General features: G+C 63.2%; 7 protein-coding genes and 1 pseudogene. 5 read left to right on the plus strand and 3 right to left on the minus strand.

Going from position 1 to position 7,770, the window contains the following annotated elements; translation table 11 throughout:
- On the minus strand, positions 1 to 760 hold a 760-nt coding region (locus tag EOA60_RS11215; RefSeq protein WP_128311361.1), incomplete at its 3' end, for a GSU2403 family nucleotidyltransferase fold protein.
- A gap of 465 nt (positions 761 to 1,225) precedes the next feature.
- Between EOA60_RS11215 and EOA60_RS37495 the strand changes: the two genes are divergently transcribed.
- Together EOA60_RS37495 and EOA60_RS11220 are read left to right on the plus strand one after the other, a co-directional pair.
- The gene (locus tag EOA60_RS37495) at positions 1,226 to 1,369 is read left to right on the plus strand and encodes a hypothetical protein (protein WP_164747276.1); all 144 of its coding nucleotides are present in this window, start codon (positions 1,226 to 1,228) and stop codon (positions 1,367 to 1,369) included.
- A gap of 124 nt (positions 1,370 to 1,493) precedes the next feature.
- On the plus strand, positions 1,494 to 1,739 hold the full coding sequence (locus EOA60_RS11220) for a hypothetical protein (protein WP_127335665.1): 246 nt from the start codon (positions 1,494 to 1,496) through the stop codon (positions 1,737 to 1,739).
- Between the two features lie 88 nt (positions 1,740 to 1,827).
- Here EOA60_RS11220 and EOA60_RS11225 read toward each other — a convergent pair whose 3' ends face one another.
- Together EOA60_RS11225 and EOA60_RS11230 are read right to left on the minus strand one after the other, a co-directional pair.
- Positions 1,828 to 5,730: a tetratricopeptide repeat protein gene (locus EOA60_RS11225; protein ID WP_127335664.1), complete on the minus strand. Its 3,903-nt coding sequence runs from the start codon at positions 5,728 to 5,730 to the stop codon at positions 1,828 to 1,830.
- Between the two features lie 198 nt (positions 5,731 to 5,928).
- On the minus strand, positions 5,929 to 6,561 hold the full coding sequence (locus EOA60_RS11230; RefSeq protein ID WP_067321658.1) for an XRE family transcriptional regulator: 633 nt from the start codon (positions 6,559 to 6,561) through the stop codon (positions 5,929 to 5,931).
- Positions 6,562 to 6,641: 80 nt separating this feature from the next.
- On the opposite strand from EOA60_RS11230, the gene EOA60_RS11235 reads away from it, so the two are divergent.
- From EOA60_RS11235 to EOA60_RS38875, 3 genes and pseudogenes are all read left to right on the plus strand, one after another.
- On the plus strand, positions 6,642 to 6,962 hold the full coding sequence (locus tag EOA60_RS11235) for a hypothetical protein (RefSeq protein ID WP_245322361.1): 321 nt from the start codon (positions 6,642 to 6,644) through the stop codon (positions 6,960 to 6,962).
- Entirely contained in the window at positions 6,959 to 7,270 is a 312-nt protein-coding gene (locus tag EOA60_RS11240) for a hypothetical protein (RefSeq protein ID WP_067001068.1), read from the plus strand. The genes EOA60_RS11235 and EOA60_RS11240 overlap by 4 nt, the downstream gene beginning before the upstream one ends.
- A 103-nt stretch (positions 7,271 to 7,373) precedes the next feature.
- Positions 7,374 to 7,770 (plus strand): annotated as a pseudogene (locus tag EOA60_RS38875) (hypothetical protein); the annotation flags it as partial.

Raw genomic sequence — 7,770 nt, forward strand, 5'->3', positions numbered from 1 at the left:
CGCCGGAGCGGTGGAGCAGCACTGCCCGCACCGGGTCTCGGATCAGGAAATCGAGGAAGCGCAAGGGCTGGGCCGAGGCGCCGCCCAGCGACGGCATCGGGCTGGCATGGTCAGCATGCTCGTCGCTGCCTCGGTTCGGAGTGAGGAATTCTATGCGGTAGCGCGAAGCATTCTCGAACTGCGTCGTGCGCCCCGCATCGGTTCGGTGCGGGATTTCCCGGAATGTCGGGTCGACCGCCTTCAGCACCTCGATGAGCGGCGGCATGCTGTCGTCGACTTCGGCCGAGACGGAATGGAACTGGGCAAAGTCGGCATCGCCGGTCTGCAGCGAGGCTCCTGGCAGTTTGACGCCGAGATGCCCTGCATAAGTCTGGAAGGCGACGGTGCCGACGAGTACCGCGCGCAGGCGGAAGAGCCCGGCCTTTTCCAGCGCCTCGACGACGTCGCCACTGAAAGCATCGGGCGTCGCCAGGCCGGCGTCGCGAACCAACGTGGAGACCAGCTTGCGGCGAGCTCTGAGATCGTCCTTGATCTCCTTGAAGGCCGCGACCCTTTTGGCGATCTCGGGATCTTCCGCCGGGCCGACATAGCGCCTGGACTTTTGCGGCCGCGTCTCTTCGAAATACCAGTAGTCGCGGCCTTTCACCGGCACGCGCACGAAATTGCCTGCCGTCGAGAAATCGGCCTCGAAGGAGGCATCCAGGCTGCGCTGCACCAGCTCGGCATAGAGGGTACGATAGGCAAGATCGATGGTCTTCATGGCCGCTCCCGGGCGTGCGCAGCGTTATAAGAAACCTGCAGTTTTCTTATAACTGGGCCTTATCCGGCGAGATTTCAAGAGCGTTATAAGAAACTGGTAAAAATCTTATAACGACCGGCATCTCCTAAGAGAGATGGGCCACTCTTCTGCGGATTGGGGAAACGGTTTGCCCGGTGCGGTCGACGTCACGCCCGAAGACTCGACCTGGAAGGCGTTGAGGCCGGGCTTGGAAGCTTGGAGCAGCGCAGCTTCCGTTACGCCGATTACGGCGTGCCGGGCGAGCACACTACCTTGATCGTTTCCGGAAACGTGTTCGTTGGCGCCAACCGACAAGCCGCCGCTGCTTTTTTCGAGGGACGCGGGCCGGCTACGCCTTCGCCGTCGACCGCGCGAAGCACGCAGGCGACCCGCTGATCGCGGCGAACAAGGACACGCTCACAACCCGGCGCTGAACGACCGGCATTTTTGAAGGGTGCTAACGGCGCCATCGGCACCATGGACATGGCGAAGATGGAAGCGATGGGCGGGTATTTGTTTGCCTCGGGAATACTGCTCGACCGCAACGGCAAGGCGTTGAAGGAAAGGCCATACTTCGAGACCTACCCGTAGCGCAGGTAATTGTTGCAGTGGCCGGCGTTTCGCGCGCCATGACATGATTGAGCATGTCGAGTTGCGCCGAAAGCGCTTGCGAGACCGCGCTGTCCGGAGCTGAAAGCAGGAGCGGTGCATATCTGTGCCGCAGATCGGCGACCGCCTGTCTGCTGGTATTGCGCACTTCTGTTTGGCTTCCGGTCTGGGCGGCGGCAGTGATCTTGCGCAGCATCGCATCGTAGTTATCCGGAAATTCGCGTGCGATAGCCTCAACAATCTGGAGATCCTGCTTCCGGATCTAGGCATCGATGTAGGCGGTGGTCACAGGCTGGGCCGGCTTCGCCACCGACTCATGGTGATATCTGCCGCCACCGAACATCGCTGGTAGCACTTTTGCCTCAACGAAGCTCAAAGGGGACGACCGCCTCCACCTGCAACCATTTCCAACGCGACATCCGCCCCTCTAAAATGCCTGTCTAGTTCAGTCCGAGGCTCAGCGCCTTCTTGCGGTCGGCCTCGGCGCGCTTCAAATCGCCCTTAGCTCTCCAGGAATGTGCCCTCAAATCGTAGGCGTCGGCATATGTCGGGTCGATCTCGATAGAGCGGCTGTACTCGGCGATGGCGCCATCGTGGTCGCCTTGGCTTTCCTTGATTGCACCTAGACCGAAATGGGCGCCAGCGCTCTTCTTCCGGTCCAGGCTGATCGCCTTGTTGAAGTCTCGCGTTGCGCTGTCGATGTCCTTTTTTGCCGCATAGGCAAAGCCGCGATCGATGTAGAAGCGCGCGACTTTGGGATCCAATTCGATCGCCTTGTCGAAGTCTGTCATCGCACCCTCGTAATCGGCCTTCTCCAGCCTTTTGGTTGCCCGTCCGTAATAGGCCATGCTCCAACTCTGATCGATCTCGAGGCCTCGGTCATAGTCGGCTAACGCCCGGTCAAGCTCGTTTTTCTTCCCCCACAAAGCGGCACGCCCAAAATAGGCATCGCTGCTCTTCGGCGCGAGTTCGATGACCTTGCTGAAATCGGCAATGGCGCCATCATAGTCATGGGTGTCGGTGCGGACCATCGCCCGTCCGCGATAGCCGGCGGGGTTTTTCGGATCGAGCGCGATGGCCTGTTCGAACGCGGTGGTGGCGCGTGCATACTTGCGTTTCTTGTACCAGACGTAGCCGTGGTCGACGATGGTCTTCAACTTGCTCTGGTCAGAGCCGACAGGATCGCTTCCGGCTGACTTGCGTTTGGCCGCCACGGCGAGCTTGCGGCCCTCCTCGGCTAGGGCCAGCCTTGGATCCAGCTTGAGCGCCTGGTCGTAGTCGGCAATCGCCTGGTCGTAATCGCCGTTGGCGAGCCAGGCGCTGCCACGCCCGAAATAGATCGGCGCAGAACTGGGGTCGATCTTGGCCGCGCGGCTGAAATCGGCGATCGCTCGATCCAGTTCGTTCTTCTTGCTCCAGGCGACGGCGCGGCCGAGGTAAGCTTCGACGTAGGCAGGATAGAGTTCGATCACCTTGCCGTAATCATCGATGGCCGCGTCATACTTGCCCTTCGCTACCAGCGACATGCCGCGCCCCAGATATGCGGACGCCATTTTCGGATCGAGCGTGATGGCTTTGCTGTATTCGGCAATGGCGCGATCATATTTGTGCCTCTTGTAGAGGGCATCGCCGAGATCGATGAAAGCCTTGAGCTTCTTCGGATCAGGCCCGCCGGCTTCGGCCGCGACATCGCCTTTTCCTCTTGCCGCGTCGGCCGCCTTGCGGCTGACCAGGTAATCCGGATTGTGCGGGTCGAGGCCGATTGCCCGGTCGAAATCGGCGATGGCGCCGTCATAGTCCTTCCTGTCGGCCCGTGCCATGCCGCGCCCATAATAGCTGGCGGCGTCTTTCGGATCGATCGCGATCGCTAATGAATAGGCCGCGATCGCCCGCCCGCCGTCGCCCTTGGCGTGCCAGGCCATGCCCTTGCAAAAGAACGCGTCGCGCGCCTTCGGGTCGAGCGTGGCGGCATGGCCGCAATCGGCAAGCGCGCCCTCGACATCGCCCGACATGGTTTTGGCCATCCCCCGGCGAATATGGGCCGAGACCAGATCCGGAACGAGCTGGATCACCCGATCGTAGTCGGCGATCGCCAGGTCGTAGGCGCGCTTGGCGGCCAAGGCCTTGCCGCGGCCGAAATAGGCGAATGGGCTACTGGGGTCGAGCGCGATCGCCTTCTCATACTCTGCGATGGCATGGTCATATTTGCCCGCGTCGGAAAAGGTGTCGCCGCTCTGCACGGCGCTCAGGACACGTGGGTCGGTCGCCTCGGCCGCCTCCAGCATCTTTGAAGCGGACAGTATTCGCGTTGGGCTCGCTTTGCCTTGGCCGAGTTGCTTGGCCAAGGTTTCAACGGCGGCCGCAACAGAGGGCTGCAACTGTTGCATGCCCACTGGCGGCGCCGGCCTGTTTTCGCCAACGGCAGCCTGCTCGTCACAGCTTCCAGTCCGCTTCAGGTCGAGTTCGATGGCACGCCGGCAATCGACTGCCGCGCCGGCCTGATCGCCCTTGAGCATCCGGGCGCGGCTGCGACCGAAATAGGCGTCGGCGTTTTCGGGATCGAGGCTGATGGCCTTGTCGAAATCGAGCAATGCGCCGTCCACGCCATATTTCGACAGCCGCATCTGGGCGCGCTCGAGCAGGATCCTGGCGGTCGCCGGATCCCTGCCTGGCTTCGCGGCGGTCGGCTTGCCTTGCTCGCCGGGCAGGTGTTCCCTGCACGTGCCTGCCCGCTTCGGGTCGAGCTCGACGGCTCGCCGGCAGTCGCCGACGGCGAGGTCGAAATTGCCAAGCAAGGCCTCCGCGATGGATCGGTGGTAGTAGGCATCGGCGTTGTAGGGATCGAGGCCGATGACAAAGCTGAATGTATCTATCGCGCCCTTGGGGTCGACCTGCATCTGCTGCAACCCCGATTTCATATTCCAGTCGATGGCGGCGGAATTGTCGCGCTTGGCATAGAGTTGCGGCGGCTCATACGTGGGAGGCGCGATAGGCTTGGCCGCCTGCGGCTCAGCTGGGATTGGGACATGAGCCTGACTGGTCGTAGCGCCCGGTGACTGCAGCACGGGTTGCCCCTCGGCCCTGCGCTTGCCGATCTGGACGCTCAGCCGTTCCTTTCGGTAGTCCGCGTTGGCCGGGTCGAGCGCGATTGCCTTGTCCAGGTCCGCTATTGCCTTGTCAGGATCGCTCGCCTCCCAGACATGCGCCCTCTCGAAATACGATTTTGGATCGTCGGAACTGATGGAAATCGCTTTGTCGAGATCGGCAAGCGCCTCTTTCGAATTGCCGACTCGAGCCATAGTCATGCCGCGCACGCGGTAAGCCGGGGCGTTGGCCGGGTCGCGGCGTACGGCTTCATCCAGATCGGCGATAGCGCGGGCATAATTCTTCTTTAAGCCCCAGCTCTTGGCGCGGTTGAAGTAGAATGCGGAACTTGCTGGATTGAGCCGGATCGCCTCGTCGAATGCGGCGATGGCGCGGGTATGGTCGCCCTTTTCCTGCCATTCTATGCCGACCGCATTTTGGGCGGTGGCGGTTTTCTCGCCACCTCCGTCGCGCGGCTCGCCAAAAGCCTCGGCGATCCGGCGTGAGCAATCACGCCCTTTGTCCGCATCGACGCCGGCGATGTGCTTGCAATCGGCTTCCGCGCGCCTGCGCTCGCCCTTGGCGATCCATGAAAGTGCGCGGTCATGGTAAGGCGTGATGGGGTCCGCGCGGACGCTCTCTGCTTTGTCATAGTCGGCTTGGGCCCGCGTGGCGTCGCCCTTGTCCTCCCAGGCGACGCCGCGCACGCCATAGGCCATCTCGTTGGCGGGATCGATGTCGATCGCCTTGTCGCATTCGACAATCGCACGGTCGTGCTCGCCTTTCTTGTTGAGTGCCCTGGCGCGGTCGGCATAGAGGTTGGCATCGTCCGGCGTGAGCGCGATTGCGCGAGTGTAGTCCGCGACGGCTCGCTCGAAATCTGCCTTGCTCTCCCAGGCAATGGCGCGATTGGTAAAGGCGGGCACGTATGTCGGATCAAGCGCGAGCACGTCGGTCATGTCGGCGATGACGCGGTCGATATCGTTCTTCTGCGTGTAAGCCAGGCCACGCCAGAAATAGGCGTTAACGCGAAGATCGGGAATCTCGGCGCTGTCCTCGGCGATGGGCGTGCAGACGCTAATCTGCTGGTCGGCGGAGAGGGCGCCGTCGCTGAAGCAAGTAGCGTAATCCTTGCTCTCTGCGAGGGCCGGACTGCGAAGCCCGCCAAGCGTCACCACTATTCCCGCCGGCGCCAAAAGCGGGCCAAATGAAAGCCATGCAACGAATGCGCGGGTGAACGCGCCGGTGCGGCGTGACATGTTTTGATCCTCCCCCCGGAGTTGCCGCGGCAGCGGCTGCAATTGCCTATATAGTTCCGTTTTTGTTCCGAAATGCAAGCAGAAATTGCGAACGCTATCCTGTGTTCGCTCTCGGCCAAAGAACGCAACCCTCAAAGCCTGGCAACGCGACGTTCTTCTTGTTCTTCGTGAGCGACGGTTTCTCAGCGAGATTGTCTCTCACATATCGATCATTGAGCGCTTGACCCGCCCGATGATGGTGATCGCGCCTTCGAGCTCCGGCGGCGGGATGTCGAGATAGGACGCCGGCTGGAAGGGCGGGGTGTCGTTCGGGCGGTAGCGCTTGTAGGTGGCGCGGCCGGTTTCGTCGGCGATCACATAGCAGCCATTGGTCACCAGCCGCTTGTCGCGCAGGTTGACGAAGATGATCGAATCCGGCGGCGAGATCTTGTTCATCGACGGTCCGTCGACGCGCAGCGCAATCCACTCGCCTTCCTCGAGATCGGCGGTGGGGATGGTCGGGTAGTCCGAAAGGTTGACCACGCTGTCCTGGCTGCCGAGTTCGCCGGCGCTGATCCACGATACGATCGGCACGTCGATGGTGATGGGCGAGGCGGCGAGGTGCACAGGCGCGGCTTCGACGCCGTCGGCGTCAAACAAGAGCCAGCCCGGGTCGACGCCGAACAGCCGGCCGTATTTCTCCGCCGCCTTGCGCGACAGCGGCCGGTTGCCGTTCTCATGGCTGATAAGCGTGTTCTTGTTGATTTCGCGCAAGGCCCGAGCGGCATCGCTGGGCGAGGCATAGCCGGCCTGGGCGCGCGCCTGCTGCAATCTGTGCCGAGAATCCATCATCGTACAAAATGCCTGAAAATTATCGTCCAAATTGTACGATTTCGCTTGCGCGTCATTCGTACATAACGTACGCTTAGCGCATGAATGAGCCTACCGCAAGCGTTTCCGCATTCCCTGCGAGCATCTCCGCCGCGCATGTGCCGGGGCCGCCCACGAGCATCTCGGGGCTGCCAACGAGCATCTCGGGGCTAATTGATTCCTGGCAGAGTATCGGCGCCTTCGCCGCAGATGTCGGCTGCGGCTATGAAGCCGCCCGCCAGATGCGCCGTCGCGGACGCATCGCGCCGCAGCACTGGCCGCATGTGGTGGCCGCGAGCCGCAGGCGCGGCATTGCCGGTATCAGCTACGAATGGCTGGCGGGCCATCGCGCCGCTGCCGCCATGCAAGGGGAGGCGGCATGAACGCGCTTGCCTCGCCTGTCGAATTCCAATCGTCCGGGCCGTCCTCCTCCCCGGTCCGGACGCTTTCCGGGGCCTCTGCCCCGGATCCGGTCGAACCGCCCGCACCCCGGTTCACCGGAACGGCCGGAGCCGCTCCTCCCCCGGCTCCGGCCCCCAATTCGGGCCGGCTCGTCTCCTGCATCCGCACCGAGGACGGCACCGTCATCCTGTTCGACCGCAAGGCGGGCCTGGCGGTGTCGGGCCTGACCCGGGCCGCCGCCGAGGCGGCCCTTCTTCGCCTGCTTGGTGCGGCGCCCGGCGCCGCCTGATCCCAACTGTTTCCCTGACCTGACCAACGGCCCCGCGGCCGAACCCTGGCGCTTGGCCACATGCCGAGCGCTTCGCAACCCTTCGCAAGCAATGGAATGAGACATGGCTGCCGCCTACACCGAAAAGGAAATCGACGAGATCGCCGCCTGGCTGAAGGAGGGGCTATCGGCCTCCCGCATCGCCGGCCGCTTCAGCGCGCGGCGCGGCAGCCCGGTCTCGCGCAACGCCATTATCGGCATCGTGCACCGCAACGCCGGCCTTCGTGCCATCGGCTTCGCCAACCCGAAGGGTGGCCGCGCCGGCGGCAGGCCGCGGAAACATGCACGGCCGGACCGGCCGGGCCGGCGGGGCAGGGTGGCGGCTGGAGGTGTCACGCTCTCCGGGCCGGCAGCGCTTTCCAGGCATGCCGAACTGATTGAGGGCGCCGGCGCCGCAACTGCCAATCTCCCCCCTTGCGGGGGAGATGCCCGGCAGGGCAGAGGGGGGTGCTGTCCCGCCA

The organism is Mesorhizobium sp. M1A.F.Ca.IN.020.06.1.1 (assembly GCF_004023265.1).
Lineage (GTDB): Bacteria > Pseudomonadota > Alphaproteobacteria > Rhizobiales > Rhizobiaceae > Mesorhizobium.